The 18,074-nt window shown below is 44.6% G+C and carries 17 protein-coding genes; 8 read left to right on the top strand and 9 right to left on the bottom strand.

The window, feature by feature from the left end; translation table 11 throughout:
* Positions 1-118 precede the first annotated feature (118 nt).
* On the top strand, positions 119-1,537 hold the full coding sequence (locus MHM87_RS10695; protein WP_014948778.1) for a M20/M25/M40 family metallo-hydrolase: 1,419 nt from the start codon (positions 119-121) through the stop codon (positions 1,535-1,537).
* A gap of 195 nt (positions 1,538-1,732) precedes the next feature.
* Here the strand turns inward: MHM87_RS10695 and MHM87_RS10690 are convergent, their stop codons facing one another.
* Positions 1,733-1,912: a hypothetical protein gene (locus MHM87_RS10690; RefSeq protein WP_014948777.1), complete on the bottom strand. Its 180-nt coding sequence runs from the start codon at positions 1,910-1,912 to the stop codon at positions 1,733-1,735.
* A gap of 168 nt (positions 1,913-2,080) precedes the next feature.
* Positions 2,081-2,293, bottom strand: coding sequence for a cold-shock protein (locus MHM87_RS10685; protein ID WP_014948776.1), 213 nt, complete (start codon positions 2,291-2,293; stop codon positions 2,081-2,083).
* 335 nt (positions 2,294-2,628) lie between these two features.
* Between MHM87_RS10685 and MHM87_RS10680 the strand changes: the two genes are divergently transcribed.
* The 3 genes from MHM87_RS10680 to glpQ all read left to right on the top strand — a co-directional run bounded on the left by MHM87_RS10680 (position 2,629) and on the right by glpQ (position 5,333).
* A complete protein-coding gene (locus tag MHM87_RS10680; RefSeq protein WP_075176202.1) occupies positions 2,629-3,339 on the top strand; it encodes an SDR family oxidoreductase in 711 nt (236 codons plus the stop codon).
* Positions 3,340-3,605: 266 nt separating this feature from the next.
* Complete coding sequence (gene gloA / locus MHM87_RS10675; protein WP_014948774.1) at positions 3,606-4,001, top strand: lactoylglutathione lyase; 396 nt, start codon at positions 3,606-3,608, stop codon at positions 3,999-4,001.
* A gap of 135 nt (positions 4,002-4,136) precedes the next feature.
* Positions 4,137-5,333: a glycerophosphodiester phosphodiesterase gene (glpQ, locus tag MHM87_RS10670; RefSeq protein ID WP_239259028.1), complete on the top strand. Its 1,197-nt coding sequence runs from the start codon at positions 4,137-4,139 to the stop codon at positions 5,331-5,333.
* A 37-nt stretch (positions 5,334-5,370) separates the two neighbouring features.
* On the opposite strand, the gene MHM87_RS10665 is transcribed toward glpQ, so the two are convergent.
* Positions 5,371-6,243 carry an OmpA family protein gene (locus MHM87_RS10665; protein ID WP_014975986.1) on the bottom strand — a complete coding sequence of 291 codons (873 nt, stop codon included), beginning with the start codon at positions 6,241-6,243 and terminating at the stop codon, positions 5,371-5,373.
* 341 nt (positions 6,244-6,584) lie between these two features.
* On the opposite strand from MHM87_RS10665, the gene rnt reads away from it, so the two are divergent.
* A complete protein-coding gene (rnt, locus tag MHM87_RS10660; protein WP_014948771.1) occupies positions 6,585-7,220 on the top strand; it encodes a ribonuclease T in 636 nt (211 codons plus the stop codon).
* A 73-nt stretch (positions 7,221-7,293) separates the two neighbouring features.
* Here rnt and MHM87_RS10655 read toward each other — a convergent pair whose 3' ends face one another.
* Positions 7,294-7,899 (bottom strand): peroxiredoxin C, encoded by a 606-nt coding sequence (locus MHM87_RS10655; protein ID WP_014948770.1) that lies wholly within the window; start codon positions 7,897-7,899, stop codon positions 7,294-7,296.
* 275 nt (positions 7,900-8,174) lie between these two features.
* Here MHM87_RS10655 and MHM87_RS10650 point away from each other — a divergent pair, with 275 nt between their 5' ends.
* The gene (locus MHM87_RS10650) at positions 8,175-8,369 is read left to right on the top strand and encodes a bacterioferritin-associated ferredoxin (protein ID WP_239259026.1); all 195 of its coding nucleotides are present in this window, start codon (positions 8,175-8,177) and stop codon (positions 8,367-8,369) included.
* 261 nt (positions 8,370-8,630) lie between these two features.
* On the opposite strand, the gene MHM87_RS10645 is transcribed toward MHM87_RS10650, so the two are convergent.
* From MHM87_RS10645 to MHM87_RS10625, 5 genes are all read right to left on the bottom strand, one after another.
* On the bottom strand, positions 8,631-11,564 hold the full coding sequence (locus tag MHM87_RS10645; protein ID WP_239259146.1) for a TonB-dependent receptor: 2,934 nt from the start codon (positions 11,562-11,564) through the stop codon (positions 8,631-8,633).
* A 219-nt stretch (positions 11,565-11,783) separates the two neighbouring features.
* Positions 11,784-12,839, bottom strand: coding sequence for a FecR domain-containing protein (locus MHM87_RS10640; protein WP_014948767.1), 1,056 nt, complete (start codon positions 12,837-12,839; stop codon positions 11,784-11,786).
* Between the two features lies 1 nt (position 12,840).
* A complete protein-coding gene (locus MHM87_RS10635; RefSeq protein WP_014948766.1) occupies positions 12,841-13,473 on the bottom strand; it encodes an RNA polymerase sigma factor in 633 nt (210 codons plus the stop codon).
* A gap of 82 nt (positions 13,474-13,555) precedes the next feature.
* On the bottom strand, positions 13,556-16,144 hold the full coding sequence (locus tag MHM87_RS10630; RefSeq protein WP_039226539.1) for a TonB-dependent receptor: 2,589 nt from the start codon (positions 16,142-16,144) through the stop codon (positions 13,556-13,558).
* A 334-nt stretch (positions 16,145-16,478) separates the two neighbouring features.
* Complete coding sequence (locus MHM87_RS10625; protein WP_014948765.1) at positions 16,479-16,829, bottom strand: Grx4 family monothiol glutaredoxin; 351 nt, start codon at positions 16,827-16,829, stop codon at positions 16,479-16,481.
* 349 nt (positions 16,830-17,178) lie between these two features.
* On the opposite strand from MHM87_RS10625, the gene sodB reads away from it, so the two are divergent.
* The gene (gene sodB, locus MHM87_RS10620) at positions 17,179-17,760 is read left to right on the top strand and encodes a superoxide dismutase [Fe] (protein WP_014948764.1); all 582 of its coding nucleotides are present in this window, start codon (positions 17,179-17,181) and stop codon (positions 17,758-17,760) included.
* A gap of 136 nt (positions 17,761-17,896) precedes the next feature.
* Positions 17,897-18,074 (top strand): helix-turn-helix domain-containing protein (locus MHM87_RS10615; protein ID WP_239259145.1); only part of this gene is annotated, 178 nt, incomplete at its 3' end.

Genomic DNA, 18,074 nt, shown 5'->3' with positions numbered 1-18,074 from the left:
ACGACTTACGCTTGTGGTTTGCCTCGAAAGGGACTACCAAATTGGCTATGATGGATGGGTTAGAGTTTTGCTCGCGCAAATAAAAAAAGAAATATAAAAATAAATCCATGGAGAACACATGTCTCGATTGAATACTATCGCTAGAAGGCTAGCGTTTGGTGCATTAGTAAGTGCATGCAGTTTTGGTGTTTTTGCAGAAACTTCCCCCATTACTGACGAGCAAAAGAAAAATGCGGAAGCATTAATTCAAAAAGCCCTGAAAAGTGATTTAGGCTATAGCATCGTTGAATCACTAACCACTGAGATTGGCCCTCGCCTGGGCGGCTCTGAAGCAGAAAAACGAGCTAGAGATTGGGGCGTGGTGGTAGGAGAGCGTCTAGGTTTTGATAAAGTCAGCATAGAAGAATTCACTATGCCATTTTGGGATAGAGGCCACCTACACATTTCACTCACGGCGCCTTATGCCCAACCGCTTTACGGCACAGCCCTTGGCGGCGCAGCGCCTTCTGAAAGCGAGATCAATGCAGACATCGTTTATTTCAGAGATATTCACGCGCTAACCGCAGTTAAAGATGGTGCCCTTAAAGGCAAAATTGCATTTGTAGACGGCGACGCCATGGTAAAAAGCCAAACAGGTGCAGGCTATGGTCAAGCGAACCAACGTCGCCGAATTGGTTGGCAACATGCTCAACGCGGCGGCGCTGAAGCGCTGGTCGTGCGCTCAGTAGGATCTGACTCTCATCGTTTTCCTCACTCAGGCATGATGAGCTCAGACGGCGATAATTGGGCAGATATCCCCGTAGTCGCTATCTCAAACCCTGACGCAGACCATTTACGACGTTTACATAACTTAGGTAAACCGCTGTCATTGTCGCTTCACTCTGAATCGAAATGGAAAGGCGAAGTAAACAGCGGCAACGTAATACTGGATTTAGTGGGCAGTGAGAAGCCCGAAGAAATTATCCTTATTGGCGGCCACCTAGACAGCTGGGATTTAGGAACGGGTGCAGTTGATGACGGTGCAGGCGTTGCTATTACCACGGCAGCGGCTGCGTTGATTGCTTCTTTACCAGAGCGCCCAAAACGCACCATTCGTGTGGTCATGTTTGGCGCTGAGGAAGTGGGCTTATTAGGTGCCTTTGCTTACGCTAAACAACACGAAAAGAACCTTGAAAATCACGTTCTGGCCACAGAGTCTGACTTTGGTGCGCAAACTATCTGGCAAGTAGTGTCAAATGTGAATCCCGAAGCGACTGTGCTAGTCGATGAAATCGCGAAGATTTTATCACCGCTAGGTATAGTGCGTGGCGGTTCAGACATTGCTGGCGGCGGCCCTGACATTATTCCGCTAGCAGCGAAAGGCGTACCAACGATTAGGTTAAATCAAAACGGTAGAGATTACTTTGATCTTCACCATACGCCAGATGATACCTTAGATAAAATTGACCCCGATGAGCTTGCGCAAAACATTGCAGCCTACGCAGCAAGTATATACTTGTTAGCCGATTCGGACGTTGACTTAAAAGCTAAACAGTAGTTACACGTTAGTAATCATCAAACATTGGTCAGTGCATCTCGTGCTGGCCAATGCTTACCAGTGCTCTGCTTACCCTCGCCTCTGCTAATACCCATTCTGCATTCCCACGCTCCGCTAGCAAACTTGCCAGCGCCTTCTGAGTAGGCAATGATCTATGTGGATTGGTAAATATACCTCGTCCGAAATACTCAGGCTTTATTGCGCTTGAATAAGCTGGGCAACAAATCGCTTCGCCTCTTGCCTTGATGGCAGCTCTACATGCCGATACGTATTCGCATGTTTAAAAGCAACGGTTGTTTTATTTATGGAGATATTTGAGATTAACGCACCTGAAATGGCGCTATTAAAGGTAGAGATAGAATCTTGAAATTGCATAGTAAATACTTCTTTATTAATGTTGTTTGTTTTGAATTCCTCGCAGGTTGGGTAAAGAAATCGAAAAACGATAATTAGGCTCTAGCGTGAACATAGCGTTTCAGAAAGAGCCCATTTTTTTGAGGTCACTTCAGAAAAGAGAAATGACCTTAGATAAGCATAGAGGTCTTATCGAACTACTACGTTAGCAGCTTGAGGACCTTTTTGGCCTTGTTCAACTTCGAAGCTAACTTCTTGGCCTTCTTTCAACGTTTTGAAACCGTCAGAAGCAATTGAACGGAAGTGTACGAATACGTCTTTGCCGCCAGCTTCAGGAGTGATGAAACCAAAACCTTTTTCTTCGTTGAACCACTTAACTGTACCGTTTACAGAATTAGACATAATAAAAACCTTTTAAAAAAATTGATGTAATGGTGGAAACCACCGAATAGCTATAGACATCTCCAAGCTAGTAAAGCAGTTGTATATCTATATAAAACTTCAATTTGAAGGATTTAAAAAAGAGGTACAGCGCAGTATTAGGTAAAGCAAATAACATATCTAGAGCGATGCGAAAGGTACAGGTTATTGCGAGCAATGTCTACTAGTTTTCCGTTTATTTTTTAACCAAAACACAACTTTTTTACAAAAATGTTTATTAGAAAGCTGAATACGTATGTTTGTTCAAGGCAGTTGAAAGCTAGGTTAACCTTGCTTTTTTGCTATAGGTTTAAATTATGACAGATACGTATGAGTTAGCAGGTAAAACAGCCATCGTTACCGGAGGCGGAAAAGGGCTAGGTAAAACTCTCGCTCAATTTCTACTAGAAGCAGGAATGAACGTGGCCATTTGTGGGCGCACTGAAACTGCGGTCATGCAGACTGTAGAGCAGTTCGACGCCCTATTCCCAGGTAATGTCATTGGCCAAGTTTGTGATGTATCGAAAAGCGCTGATGTTGCCAGTTTTGTTAGAAAGGTCAAAGATACATTTGGCGAGCTACACGTCCTAATTAATAACAGTGGCTTTGGTAAGGAGACCCTTATTTGGGAAACCTCAGAGAAAGCGTGGGACGAAGTAATGGATACTAACGTAAAAGGGACTTTTCTCATGTGCAAAGAGGTCGTGCCTCACATGATTAACAACAAGGAAGGCTACATTATCAACATTGCTTCTCAGGCGGCATTGAACGGCTATGCCAATGCAGGCGTTTACTGTGCATCAAAATTTGCGATGGTGGGGCTTGGAAAAGCGTTGCAAGAAGAGGTTCGCCCCTACGGTATTCACGTCCATTCCCTAAACCCTGCACTGATACAGTCGCAGAAAGCAGAAACAGAGAAAGTGGACGATGGCCTGATTCAAAATGAAGACTTAGGCAACATGGTGGTTTACCTATTGAGCCAACCTCGCCGTCTTAAAATTGATAATATCGGCCTATGGGGCTATTAATAGCAGTCCGCATAGATAATTACCCACTCAGCGAGACTTAAAATGTTCGTAATCGCGGCGTGTTACCGCAGATATAGTACGTTTAACTAGAATTGTAATATTGTCTTAAAGCGTTAACATTTCCTGATTAACATAAAAGCGTGTCGTTTGCGTTTACTCAAATAAAGTACTCATCGTATTTATGTGTACAAAAAGTAACGGCCAACACGCAATCACAGTGCAGTGTGCCATCGAGTAATTCCGATGGCTCAAAAAAGGAATCTCTTATGCGAATGCTTCACACCATGCTTCGAGTTGAAAACTTAGAGGCCTCTCTTCACTTTTATACCTCACTCATGGGCATGCGCCTTCTTCGCCAGTCTGAAAACAAAGAGTATGAATACACGCTAGCTTTCGTGGGATATGGCGATGAAACCGAGAGTACCGTCTTAGAACTTACCTACAACTGGGGCGACAACACCTACGATAAGGGTAACGCATATGGTCATATTGCGATTGAGGTAGATGATATCTATCAGTTTTGTGAAAACTTAGAAACAAACGGCGCTGATGTATATCGTAAACCGGGGCCAGTAAAAGGCGGCTCCACAGTTATTGCTTTTGTTCGCGACCCCGATGGGTATGCAATAGAACTCATACAAAATAAATCCATTTCGCTATGAAATGGTTCAAAAACAAGAACTGAAGATACAGCCAGCGTAGTCAAAGCGATTTGAACGCTTAAGTCGCCAAACTATCAACTTGAAAACGTGCGGCACTGGAAAAAACCGATGAAAAACCACATGGAGTGACACGACATGCTACGTAACCGCTTATTATTTTCGCAAAATGATAAAAACAAAAGCCAAGCTAGAACAGCGATAAGTCGGAAACCTCGAGCAGCGCACAATATAAGCTTGCGCAGTAAGCCAAAAGCAAAACTGGCCGCTATTCTGCCAGCGTTGGTTGTCGCTTTTACCGGTACAGTTGCTGCTGGCAGTACGTTTTCGGCCATGGCTGCAAATAACGAGAATGGACAAATACACGCTGACACAAAAGAAAATGTTGAAACGCACTTTACCGTGATAGCCCATCGCGGCGCGTCGGGCTATTTACCTGAGCATACCCTTGAAGCAGCTACCCTCGCCTTTTCTCTGGGCCCCGATTTTATTGAGCAAGATGTTGTTATCACCAAAGACGACATACCCGTTGTGCTACACGACATCCACTTAGAAACGGTCACCAATGTAGAAGATGTGTTTCCTGCACGCCACCGCGATGACGGACGCTATTACGCGCGTGATTTTACTCTTGAAGAACTGCGACAACTGCGGGTACACGAGCGCGCTAACAGTGACGGGAAGCAAGTTTTTAAAGATAGGTACCGCGGCACACATGCTAATTTTAAAGTTGCCACGTTAAATGAACACTTTGAGCTAATCAGCGAGCTAAATCGCCAATTTGGAACGTCTGTCGGGGTTTATCCTGAAGTAAAGTCCCCTGCCTTTCACATTAAAGAAGGCGTTGATGCCAGTAAAATCGTTGTAGATGCTTTGAATGCTTACGGGTTTGGTGGAGAGAGCGGTAATAGCTACCTGCAATGCTTCGATTTTAACGAAGTTAAGCGCGTTCGTGAAACCCTGGGCTATAAAGGCAAAGTTGTGATGCTGATTGGCGAAAACGACTGGGGCGAAAGCGACACAGATTATAACTGGCTGCGCACTCAGGAAGGCATGCAGCAGGTTGCGTTGTATGCCGATGGCATAGGCCCTTGGTTAGGCCATTTACTCGATAATGAAGCGATGACTCAAGGAAAAATAGAAGCCGCGGCATGGATTGCCTACGCCCACGAAAATAACCTGACAATCCACCCCTACACCTACCGACATGATGCACTACCAGCAGGTATGAGTTCAGAACAAGTCTTGGAAGTTTTAGACAAGGTGGTAGGTGCTGACGGTGTTTTCACCGATCATTTAGTACCGGTATTAAGGTGGCGAGAAAAATTAAACTAACGCATTTTAAAGCGAGTGTAGGCGCGACAATTAGCGCCTAGGATTTTGAAAGTCGCACCACCACGCGTCTGTTTTGGGCGCGGCTTTCTCGCGTATCGTTTGGCGCAATATGGCGTTTCTCACCGTGGCCTGTCAACTGAATTCGATCTTCAGGTACACCTAGCGTAGTCAAATAGCTTTTTACTTCGTTAGCACGTCGAATAGACAACTGTTCATTATTATAGCGACCGCCGTAGCTATCGGTGTAACCATCAAGAAGCACAAGCTCAAGCTCGCTGTCTTCTTTTAAGTATTCACCTATCATGGTTAAGCGCTTCTGCGAATATTTGGTTAGCTCTGTACTGTTGTTTTGATACGACAATACCGTGTAGGCAATGTCATCAAAGCCGAAGGGCAATAAGTTCGATACACACTTCACAAATTCACGATACACACCAGAGAAGTTGCTAGCGTTTAATGCCACACTTACTTGGTCGTATTTGTTATACCAATCTTGGTAATAGATTGTGGGCCAAAAGCCTTTTTCTAATTCAGACAACATAGTCCAAGCCGCATCCTGCGGAAGGTCGCCATTGTACTGTTTACGAATAGACATGTCGGCAATGGTTTTAGGCGCAACGCCGGGCATCCATTTAGGTGGTACAGAATAAACAGCAGCCATATCAAATTTGCTTGGCAGCAAATACATGTCCAGTTCGAATTCCATATTAAGCTGCTTCGACGCTGAGCTCGTGAACATGGCTTCGCCATAACCGGGTAGTTCGTGGTTCAAGGTACACTGAAGTCGGGTGTCTTTGTCTATTCGCCAGTTGGAGCTTTCTATGGTTGCAGAATATTGCCGCATGGCAGCGTGGGAAGACAATGACCCCAGCATCCCCAATAAAGCGATGTATTTTAATTTCGACACCATTTCGACACCATAACGAAAATCAGACTAACACAGGTAAAAGACAACACTACGTGCACAAATTACCGAACATAATGAATCAAATTAGCTCACACAAAAAGAAGAAATGTGCCTAATGATTTTTTCACGCTTAATTTGATTATCGTCCAAATTGTAGAAAAGTTTAGCGTTTAATACCATTCGCGTTTTGTACTTTTGCTAGCCCCCTGATTTAACAGTTTATAAATTGCAACTGGCAACTCGAGAGTATCCTTGCGATAATTCTTTTACGCAATATGCTTCGCAGGTTGGTACGCATTTTAGTCACCAACCAATTAACGCAATCGAGTCTTACAAGAGTGTTTATGTCTGCCAACCCGCCCCTTCTCTCCCAGCGCTTTCGAGGTTACTTTCCCGTTGTTATCGACGTTGAAACAGCCGGATTTAATGCAGGCACTGACGCCCTGTTAGAATTAGCCGCGGTAACGGTGAAAATGGATGAAAACGGTATACTTCATCCTGATCAAACTTTTCATTATCACATTGACCCCTTTGAGGGCGCTAACCTAGAGCCAGCAGCCTTAGAATTTAATGGCATCGATCCTAATTGTGCATTGCGAGGGGCTATTGAAGAAAGCGAAGCCATGAAGGACTTATGTAAAGGCATCCGCAAGGCGCAAAAAAATGCAGACTGCCAACGTTCAGTTATTGTTGCTCACAATGCAACGTTTGATCAGAGTTTCGTCAATGCCGCGATAGAACGCTGCAATATAAAACGCACGCCGTTCCATCCGTTTGTTTCATTTGACACCACCAGCCTTGCTGGATTGGCCTTAGGCCAAACGGTTTTGGTAAAAGCATGCCGTGCAGCGGGGATCGCATTTGACCAAAGTGAAGCGCACAGTGCGCTGTATGACGCCCAAAAGACCACCGAGCTATTTTGCTATATGGTAAATCGCTATAAAGCGCTAGGTGGATGGCCTGTAGAAAATAAAGAGTAGTTTTATTCAAACTGATATAAACAAAAACAGCGCCAAAAGGCGCTGTTTTTTTATAATCTTTAAACAGTTTAGCTTATAGCTTGTCTGCTTCTTCAGATAGGTACTTAGCAACACCTTCAGGCGACGCATCCATACCAGCTTTACCTTCAGTCCAACCCGCTGGGCAAACTTCACCATGCTCTTGGTGGAATGCTAGTGCATCAACCATGCGTAGCATTTCATCAACGTTACGGCCAAGTGGAAGGTCATTGATTACCTGATGACGTACCATACCTTCTTCGTCGATTAGGAATGAACCACGGAACGCAACGCCATCTTCTGGGTGCTCAACATCGTATGCCTGGCAGATGTCGTGCTTAACGTCAGCAACAAGGGTGTACTTAACCGGACCAATACCACCTTGATTTACCGGAGTGTTTCTCCACGCATTGTGTGAGAACTGAGAGTCGATTGAAACACCGATCACTTCAACACCACGCTTTTTGAACTCGTCGAAACGCTTGTCAAAGGCGATAAGCTCTGACGGGCAAACAAACGTAAAATCTAGTGGGTAGAAGAATACAACAGCTTTCTTGCCCTTGATTGCTTCACTTAGTGTGAAAGTGTCAACAATTTCACCACTACCAAGTACCGCTGCTGCAGTAAAGTCAGGTGCTGGACGGCCAACTAATACACTCATGAGTCTCTCCATTTATATTTGGATTGTAATAATAGAAGTGATTACGTTGCGTAACCACTTTGATAAGAAATTTCCTTCAAAGAAAATAGGTACGAATATGGAAATAACAATATTAAACAACGAGTTTTTTTACTGATCATACCAATAACCGCTTAACATCCCCCCACACTGTTCAGTCTTTCTTCAATTACCTTGTATTAAATTTGTCATTATCCACTTGCTAAAGCAAAGAATAACAATTATTATCATTTACAGATTCATTTGGAGTACGTTTAATGTTTGTTTGCATGTGCTATGGGGTAACTGATAAAAGCATTCGCGCAGCGGTTGAAGAAAACGGTGTGGGAAATGTGCGAGAGTTACGTCAACATTTAGAGCTTGGCTCACAATGCGGTAAGTGCATCAACATGGCGCAACAGATCATTGACCAAACTATCGTCGATGAGTCCCTATTCAAAGACGTTGGCTAGGCAATTAGCCAACCCGCGTATTCTTAACACGCAACGTCATCGCTCTTAGCATCCTTGGCTAGACTTAAAACACCATATTTATTATCACGATTATTTCTTTAAGTGACCTAAGTCATATCCTAGTTTAAATACCTAAGTAATATTTACATCGTCACCTAAAACGATAGGTAGTTGTCCTTTCAAACTCAAAGCTAGGCTCACTTTCTTACTCTCACTGAGTGCAGCGTGCCATTTAACTACGTAGCTTTGCTGAAGCATGCCCTAGTTAAAGGTGTACTCAATGCCTGCATAATAGAAAGCCCCATTGATACCGCTAGGCGATGTAGGTGGGTAGAGTGCGCCAACTTTACCTTGAAAAGGGTTTTCATTAGGCAGCGAATCAAACAGATTTTGGGCGCCGAGGGTAACTTGTGTTTGAGGCAGTACTTTCCATGCAACTTGGGCATCGAATGTGGTTAACGCATTGCCGTATATGTCCATCCCTGCGGACGCATCAAGATGGTCTTCATAAAACTCACCGTAATAGTTAAGTCGCCAAGTAAATGCCCAATTTCCTTTCGATTGCTCCAGCGTGATACTGCCTCGATGAGCAGGCAAGTTATCTTCCAGCATGCGAATTCTTGCCTGTGTTAGATTAGGTAGAAGCCGTATTTCGTCCCCCACTTGCGCAGGATAAAGCGTAACCCGCTCTACTTGTGTGTCTGTCCAGTTGAAGGCAAGAAGTAAAGAATTTGACCAATCAGCTAGCGCAAAATTGTAGTTAACAACTAAATCAACACCCTGAGTTTTTGTGTCAAAGTCATTTGTAAAATACTTTGCAGCATTATATTTCGCCGCATCTGGACGCCCTTGGGCAATAAGCGCACTAATGTCGTCGTCGGTTAACGGGATTGCAGATGTCGTACTAATGCGATCAGAAAGGCGAATATTGAAATAGTCGAGCGTCGCAAAAAAGTTCTCGCTTGCCTGCATAACAAGCCCGAGGCTAAAGTTCACCGATTCTTCAGGCGTAAGTGGAGTTGCGCCTAGTTGCAGTGAGATAAGATCAGTTGGAGGCAGCGTTGCTTGGTCTTCCAAACCGTTAACACCGTAGGCGGTAGTTACGTTGATAACATTACTCTGCCCTACTGTTGGCGCCTTAAAACCGGTGTTTACAGATCCGCGTAATGCAAAAATATCATTTAATTTATAGCGAGTACTCAATTTCCCATCGAATGTCGAGCCGAAATCACTGAAATGCTCTACACGAGTGGCCACGCCAAACTGCCATGCTTCGGTAACATAAAATTCCAAATCGGCGTACACAGCCCAATTGCTTCTGCTCCAGTGCCCAGCACTTTGAGGCTGATACCCCGGAAAACCGTTGGAACCGATGGAAAAGCCTTGGTTCAACCCAAGTGGCGGCTCTAGAGCGAAAGGGCCTGCAATATATGACGCTTCATCGCCGGACTTTTGAAAATAGGTTTCTTTGCGCCATTCTAAGCCCACGGCAATGCTAACCGGATCGTCGAAAATAGTTTGAATGAGTTTGTTAAAATCTAAGTTAAGCGTTCGCTCTACTTGCGACACACCACCGGGCGAAAACGACGTTGGCGTTTGTGGCCCTAACGATGGATTAACCGTATTGGAGATGGTGTACTCAATGTCACTGTAGCCCAATGTCGCACTGGCATCCATCGCCCAGCCATTAGGTAACTCATGTTTAACGCCCATCGCAACAGAAGCGTCCGTTATCGTACCCCCAAATTTTGGTGTGAAACCGCCAGGGAACCACTCGTTGAAAGCAAAACAGTTGGCACCAAGCGCCGTTGTGTTATCTGCAATAAGTTGATACGTGGGGTCCAGCAATACACTATTGCTGGACAAGGTTATAGAAGGGCAAGCAATTCCACTTTCCAATCCATCGAGATCGGCTACAATCAGACGACTTTCCCCTGTATTTGGGTCGGTACGGCTGAACACCCCTTCTCGGGTTTGCGGATTTCGAAAGTAAAAACCACCGTTGATTTCTCTTCTTGCTGCAGTGGCAAAGCTGTAAAATTGTGATTTAGACGAAATGTCTGCGCCTGCATTTAGCGCAAGTTTAATATCTTCGTTAACATCAAGCGCTCCCCATACTTGGGACGGTGACGCGATGAACACATTCCCTTGGTCAATCAAGTTCTGCGCATCAATCCGCTGTACAGAGCGCGACGTGCCATTTTGCTGACGATACTCTGCCGTTGCATTTAAAAAGCCGTCTTCTCCAATAGCAAAGCCCTTATTCAACTGCACTTGAAACAGTTCGCCGTCACCTTCACTGTATCCGCCCACTTTCAGCGCAACATGCCCTCCTTCACGAGCATCCTTAAGTACGAAGTTAATCACGCCTGCAATGGCGTCTGAGCCATACTGGGCTGCTGCACCATCTCGCAATACTTCGACTTGCTTTAACGCATAGGCAGGAATAACCGATATATCAGGCCCTTGTGCACCGTCAGATAAACCTCCGCCTAAAAACGTGATTACCGCAGAGCGATGGCGTCGCTTTCCGTTAAGCAGCAAAAGCGTGTGATCCGAGGACATGCCTCTAAGGTTCGCCGGCCTTACCAGGCTACTGGCATCATTGATGGGCTGATCGTTTACGTTTAACGAAGGAACCATCACGCTTAACATAGAAAGCACGTCTGAATTTCCCTGTGAGTTAAGGGTTTCAGAACCAATCACATCCAAAGGAACTGGTGAGTCAACAGCACTTCGAGGCGAGTTACGAGTACCGACGACCGCAATTTTTTCAAGTCCATTGCCTCCCTCGTCTGTTTTCTTTTCGGTATCTTGTGTCTGTGTTTCCTTCGCCACTAACGATGAACGAGAACGAATACTTACCGCACCGCTTTCATCAGTTACTACCGCCAATTCTGTTCCTTCAAGAAGCTGTGCCAGCGCTTCATTCAGTGTGAACGTACCTTCCAATGCGTTTGTTTTCACTTTTTTTGCTAAATCAAAAGGAAAAAGCAATGTGGTATTTGCCTGTTTAGCTAGTTCGGTTAGCGCTTCATTAGCATTTTGTGCGGGTATTGAAAAGCTGTAAGCACCCAATTTTGGTTCGGTTTGGTCGGGTGATTGCGAAGGGCTGTCTGTTTGTGCATGAAGCGTTGGCGCTGGTGCTATGAAAAGAAAAAAGCCGGACGCTATGTGTAGTGCCGAGAGGGACAAAATACGGGAGAATTTGCACATTCTTTTTTGCGAAAGGCATTGGGCCGAACACGCGAGGGCATGCAGCTTTTCTATTGCCTTTTTGGTTTGCCTGCTTATCGCAAAATTGCTGTATTGCAAGATATAAAATCGATGTGCTTATTATTTTAATTATATTGTCACATTAAAGAAATTGATGCCAACTACGAATAGTAGAAAGCACCTATCTTTCAGAAATATTTAACTTTTCGCTAGCTTAAGCTCAATACTTGTTTCTGTGACTTTCTCGTAATTGATATTAAAGCTGCTCTTAAGTGCTGACAACAAACCGTCTATATCGCCTACCTTAAAGTAGCCCGCTACACGTCGCTTGCGCAGACTTTCATCCGAAATGTTAAAGCGAACGGGTGTATAGCGCCCAATCTCAGCTAATACGGCCTCTAGCGGCTCACCTTTAAATACAATCATACCTTGTTGCCACGCTAAATCGTCATCAATGTCATTTTGAGACATGCTTTCACGGGCTTCCACTTTACCTTGTACAGTGGCTTTTTCACCCGCGAACATAAGAAGCCCTTCTTCAGCAACAGGACGTTTAGTGAAGAGCGATTCATTTGAGGATGAAGCCTTAAAGCGGTCTTTCACCAATACCTTTCCGTCGGTAACCACTAACTCAAACGCATTATCATCCACATATTGCATATTAAAGGCAGTTCCAACAGCGGTAACGGTGTTGTTGCCTGCGGTCACAGAGAAAGGGCGAGACGTGTCGTGAGCCACTTCAAAGTGTGCCTCCCCTTTCAATAAAACGATATTGCGCGCCGTTGATGAGAAATCTACGGTAACTACAGAGTTTGTATTTAGATGAAGTTTAGAGCCATCGGCTAGCGTCACGTTTTTCTGTTCGCCAACACCGGTTTGTACCTTTTGTGTTACCGCTGCGAATTCAGGGGTGCTATTTAGCCACGTGCGCTGAACCACTACCCCAACAGCAATTGCCATCACTAAAAATGTGGCCGCAATGCCCCAAACCGCTGTTTTAGGCATATTGCGTTTTTTCGACGACTGACGAGAGGTTGGCTGCGGGAATAAACCGCTCAATTCATTTAATACCGACATGTCGTCCCACAAGCTAGCGGCGTCGAGCAAAGCTTGACGATGCGCATTACTTTCCGACAACCAAGCATCTAGCTCCGTCTTTTCGTCACTGTTTAAGCCGCGATCGAGACGGCTTATCCATAAGCATGCTTGCTCTTGGATATCTTCTTTGCTTGAAAACTGGCGAATATTATTCATGTTAACTACGGCTTATGTCCTGAGTCGCGTTAGCAGTGGCACGGGGGGATGCACTGTCCTTTGACAGCTCGGCTAAGTACCTAGAGCACATCATTAAACCTTTGGCGACATGCTTCTCAACGGTGCTTTCGCTTAGCCCCACAAGCTCTGCAATCTCTTTTTGTCGCATGCCATATACTTTTTTCAGCAAAAATACGCGTTTTACATCAGCAGACAGTGTATCTGTCGCTCGGCAAAAATGAATAAAACGCTCTTTGCTTTCTACATTTTTTTCTAAACTGTGCCCTACAAGCTCATAAGGCAAAATATCCATGTCATCGAGCTGCTGCTTATTTTTGTTTTCAGCTTTCGCAACATGGTTCAGCGCTAGATTACGCGCTGTCTTGAGCATATAGGTACGCTCATACTGTATTTCTTGTTTTAACTCTGCTTCGTAGCTTTTAATAAAAGCTTCTTGCACGATGTCTTCAATGTCGTCGGCGCCAACAATAGAACCTACCGCACGCATTAGCTTTGAGCGGTATTTTAAGAAGGTTTCAGCTACTGTCGACTTTCTCGTCATAATATTAAATGTTGTGTGTTTCGATTTGCTTACATTGGCATCAATAATGCCTGCTTTTTCGTTCTTTTTCACCTAATAAAATAAAAGGGGGCTAATGCCCCCTTAACTTTGAAACATTGAGTGAAAGTTTGGTTTATAGGTAATTGCTTACCTATTAAAAAGTGTAAACACCTCTTAGGTAGTAGAAGCCACCGTTTATACCAATTGGTGATGTTGTCGGATACGCTGAACCTGCAATCTGTGCGTAGGTGATACCACCTGCATCAGTGTTGTTTTCGTCAGGGTATTCATCAAACGCGTTCTTAGCACCAACAGTTACCGTGAACTCTTCAGTGAAGTTATATGCCACTTCAAAGTCGAACGTAATTTCAGAACCTACTTTGTCAATCGGCAATGCAGAGTCTAGGTGATCTTCGAAGATGCTACCGTAGTAGTTCATTCGCGCAAGGAAGCGCCAGTCGCCATTAGTGTGGTTAGCTGTTGCACTGTAACGTACCGCTGGAAGGTTATCTTCTAGCATGCGAATACGGAAATCAGAGATATTGTCCGACGCGCGGTCAACTTCTGTAGATGTCCAGTTATATGCGAGTGAGAACTTAGTTTCACCGCCCATCATATCCATCGAATAGTTCGCTACTACGTCTACACCTTCGGTGGTGGTGTCGAAGTCATTAGTAAAGAAGCTGATTTCAGAGAAGCTAGACGCATCGTTGATACCTTGCTCAAGCAGCGTGGCAATGTCTTCTTCAGTCAGCGCAATACCAGAGGCAGTACTGATACGGTCAGTCAGTTCGATGTTGTAGTAGTCTGCGGTAATGAATAGACCATTATCGAAATCGGCTACCACACCAAACGTGATACTTTCTGACTCTTCAGGCGTTAACTGCTCACCACCTTTAAGTTGAGACACTGGATCTGTCGGAGGCAGTGTTGCACGGTCAATAAGTTCACCACCTGTACCAAACGCGGTAGTTACGTTACGCACGTTGCTTTGACCAAGGGTAGGTGCTTTAAAGCCTGTTGAGAACGCACCACGGAAAGCGATGTTCTCAAGTGCTTGCCAACGGAAAGCAATCTTACCTTTCGTTGTGTCACCGAAATCAGAGAAGTCTTCATAACGTAGCGCACCGGCTAACATGAAGTTTTCAGTGATATACGCTTCTGCGTCAATGTACAGTGCGATGTTGTTGCGGGACACACGACCTTGGCTATTGGCCGCCAAGCCAGGGAAACCATTTGAGCCAATGCCAAAGCCTTGTGTCGCCAGCGGACCTATTTCATAAGAGGCAGTATCACCTGCAAAGCTCTCATAACTTTCGTTGCGATATTGGAAACCAGTTGCCACGAATAGTGGTTCATATAAACCAACATCGAACGGCTTAGTGAAATCAATATCAAGGGTTTGCTCAGACTGCGTATAGCGACCTGGGCTAAATTCTGTAGGTGTTTCTGGACCTAAAGACGGGTTGATGGTGTTGCTAATAGCAAAGTCAACTTCGTTTTGGCCAAGGTTCAAGCTCACGTCATACGTGATATCGTGGTCAAGTTCGCCTTTCGTACCAAAGACAAGTGACATATCTGTAACCGTACCACCGAAACGAGGTGTGAAACCACCCGGCAACATTTCGTTGAACGCCCAACAGTCAGGGTTGTTCTGAACTTCGTTAATATAACGCGGGTTCTCTAGTACGTTATCACCAACTACGATGTCGGTTGGACAGTTACCTGACATATCACCGGTTAAATCACCAACAAGCAGTAGTTGCTCGCCATCGTCATTTGTACCACCATCGTTCACACCACCACGATTGTGTGGGTTACGGAAGTAGAAACCACCTTCAACTTCACGCTCGGCGTAGTTACCAAACATGTAAGCTTCTGAGGTAGCAGAAAGCTCAATACCTGCATTAGCGAAAAGTTTGATGTCGTGTTTGATTTCAGGTGAGCCCCAAATTTGCGCAGGATCTGCTACAAAAGTGTTCCCAGCCGCTATCAATGCAGCAGCGTCTGCACGCTGTACACTTCGAGATGTGTCGTCTGCAGTACGGTATTCAGCTGAAAGGTTAATAAAGCCTTTGTCAGATAGAGGAAGACCTACGTTACCCGACATCTGAATCATGTCGCCGTCGCCTTCGTAGAAAGAGCCGTAACGGGCTTCAAACGAACCGCCTTCTGATGCATCGTTAAGTACGAAGTTAATTACACCCGCAATCGCATCAGAACCGTATTGTGCTGCTGCACCATCACGCAGTACTTCCACTTGCTTTAATGCCGCTGCTGGGATAACAGAAATATCAGGACCTTGTGCACCGTCAGAAAGACCACCACCAAGGAAAGTGATAACCGCAGAACGGTGACGACGTTTACCATTTACAAGCACAAGCGTGTGGTCTGATGCCATACCGCGAAGGTTAGCAGGACGAACAAGCGTTGAAGCATCGTTGATCGGCTGGTCGTTTACGTTAAAAGACGGAACAACAGTCTGCATCATAGATACCATATCAGTGGCACCCTGCTGCTTAAACTCTTCGTCAGAAATAATATCAATTGGCACCGCTGAGTCAGCGACCGAGCGAGGCGCTGCACGTGAACCAACTACCGCAATTTGTTCAAAATCTTCGGCCTTAGCACTCTCTTCAGCTTCTTGCGCATAAACAGGTGCAGCGGCCATTACTGAAAACGCAGCTGATGCGGCTAATACGCCACGCACGTTTTTGGTCAATAAAGACAAGGTTGTATTCATGGTGGTTTCCCGGAGTTTCTCTAAGACACCTTCAGCGTTTTAAACACATTAAAAAAATGCTCAGAGTAGTTGTTATTTTTTACCTTCAACACTGACTCATTTGCGGTCAGATGGTGTTTTTTATAGAACGCAAGATATTAAAAAACAAACCTTTTTCGACAAAATAAAAATATTTTTTCACTCCGTAGAGGATTTTAATTTCTGACCTGTCTATATAATTTTTACGGGAATAAAAGTGCGGGATTTTTGGCGGGTTTTAATAAAAAAAGCCGACTATAAGCCGGCTTTTAAATCGTTTTTTACAAACCTAAAGATTTGTACATGGAAACAAGATTTACTCTGCTTCTTTGTACTTTGCAGCCGTTTCTTTAATAAGCGGTTGAAGCTCGTTTTGTTGGAACATTTCAATAATGATATCGCAACCGCCTACAAGCTCACCTTCAACCCATAGTTGCGGGAATGTCGGCCAGTTTGCATATTTTGGTAGTTCTGCGCGGATGTCTGGGTTTTGAAGAATATCTACATAAGCAAATGGTTCGCCACATGACATCAACGCTTGCGATGCTTGTGAAGAAAAGCCACAGCTAGGTAGTTTAGGAGAACCCTTCATATACAACAAAATTGGGTTTTCTTCGATTTGCTGCTTGATTCTATCTAGCGTTGATTGATTTTCAGTATTATCCATTTGATTCCTCTGAGCACAAAAGTGTATTCCCAGTTAGATGGGAATGCATGAATGATTTATCAAGGGAAAGGGTATCATAATTTTATGTTTAATTACCCATAGCTGAATTGATCTTTTCAACCTCTGGATCGTTATCTACCCATACATTGCAATACAAATTAGTGTCACATTTTAACTTTTGAAAAAAAATTCACATTTTTGTCATTGAGTTATAGGACTTTATCCCCACATTTGGGATATGCTTTAGCGTCTAAAGCAGTATATTGAACATAGAATTAATATGCACTTATTGAACAGGCGAAGATAAGTGGGCTTTAGACTACAATACTAAACCAACATGGAGACCGTCATGGCTTTTGAATTACCAGCATTACCATACGAACAAAATGCACTAGAACCGCATATTTCTGCTGAAACGCTTGAGTACCACTATGGCAAGCACCACGCTACTTATGTAACTAAGCTTAACGGCCTAGTTGAAGGTACTGACATGGAAAACAAAAGCCTAGAAGAAATCATCAAATCTTCTGACGGCGGTGTTTTCAATAACGCAGCGCAGGTATGGAACCACACGTTCTACTGGCACTGTCTAAGTCCGAATGGCGGCGGTGAGCCAACAGGCGCGCTAGCAGAAGCTATCAACGCGAAATGGGGCTCATTTGCAGACTTCCAAGCAGCATTTAACGATAAAGCGGTTAACAACTTCGGTTCAAGCTGGACGTGGTTAGTTAAAACTGCAGACGGCAGCCTAGATATCGTTAACACAAGCAACGCGCAAACGCCTATTTCTGGCGACGACCTTACGCCAGTGCTTACTGTTGACCTTTGGGAACACGCTTACTACATCGACTACCGCAATGCGCGTCCTAAGTACCTAGAAAATTTCTGGGCGCTGGTTAACTGGGAATTCGCAAGCAGCAACTTTGCATAAGCCAAAGACTGAAGCGTTAAGCGCCTTGCGCTCTTAACAGCGTAAAGTATCAGTTATAAAAAGCCCCGCTTCCAAGCGGGGCTTTTTTATGCACTTGTCCCGTCCTAAAATACGTTGACATAAAGAGGATTTCTTTATGACAACTTCAAGTAATCAAAGACCTAAGCGCACACAGCGTGATTACACATTAGCTTTTAAATTGGGTGTGGTTGAGCGTGTAGAAAAAGGCGAATTCACTTATAAACAGGCACAAGCTCACTTCGGAATACAAGGAAGGTCGACGGTACTGGTTTGGCTCAGAAAGCATGGTAGAC

Origin of the sequence: Alteromonas sp. Cnat3-28 (genome assembly GCF_022348265.1) — a bacterium.
GTDB lineage: Bacteria > Pseudomonadota > Gammaproteobacteria > Enterobacterales > Alteromonadaceae > Alteromonas > Alteromonas macleodii.
The sequence above is the reverse complement of the archived record's forward strand: the minus strand, read 5'-3'. Positions and strand labels throughout refer to the sequence as shown.